This window comes from Kocuria sp. ZOR0020 (assembly GCF_000800955.1).
In the GTDB taxonomy this organism is placed as follows: domain Bacteria; phylum Actinomycetota; class Actinomycetes; order Actinomycetales; family Micrococcaceae; genus Kocuria; species Kocuria subflava.
Window position 1 is genome coordinate 1 of the sequence record NZ_JROX01000272.1, and the last position, 573, is coordinate 573.

Genomic DNA, 573 nt, shown 5'->3' on the forward strand with positions numbered 1-573 from the left:
CTGGACGACCCGACGAACCTGCACGTGCACGGCCTGCACGTCTCCCCGCAGGACAACGGGGACAACCCCTTCGTGAGCATCGCCCCCGGGGAGACCTTCGACTACGAGTACGTCCTGCCGGGCGACCACCCGCCGGGCACCTACTGGTACCACCCGCACCACCACGGCCACGTGGCCGACCAGCTCGCCGCCGGGCTCTACGGGGCCATCGTCGTCGAGGACCCCGACCCCGTCCCGGTGGCCCGGGAGCGGGTCCTGGTCGTCTCCGACATCACCCTGGACGCCTCCGGGAACCTCGCCGAGGTCTCCCCGCCGCAGCAGATGATGGGCCGGGAGGGCGAGACCGTGCTGGTCAATGGTCAGGTCCGTCCCGAGGCCACCGCCGCACCCGGGGAGCGGGAGCTGTGGCGGGTCGTCAACGCCTGCCCATCCCGGTACCTGCGCCTGACCCTCGACGGCCAGACCCTGCGGCTGTCCGGCCGCGACCTCGGCCGGCTGCCCGAGCCGGTCGAGCTCACCGAGGTGACCCTGGCGCCGGGCAACCGGGTGGAGCTGCTGGTGGACACCCGTGAG

Annotated in this window: 1 protein-coding gene; it reads left to right on the top strand. The window is 72.9% G+C overall.

From position 1 onward, the window contains the following. A partial coding sequence (locus tag L979_RS12880; RefSeq protein WP_047692610.1) for a multicopper oxidase family protein occupies window positions 1-573 on the top strand: 573 nt, incomplete at both ends.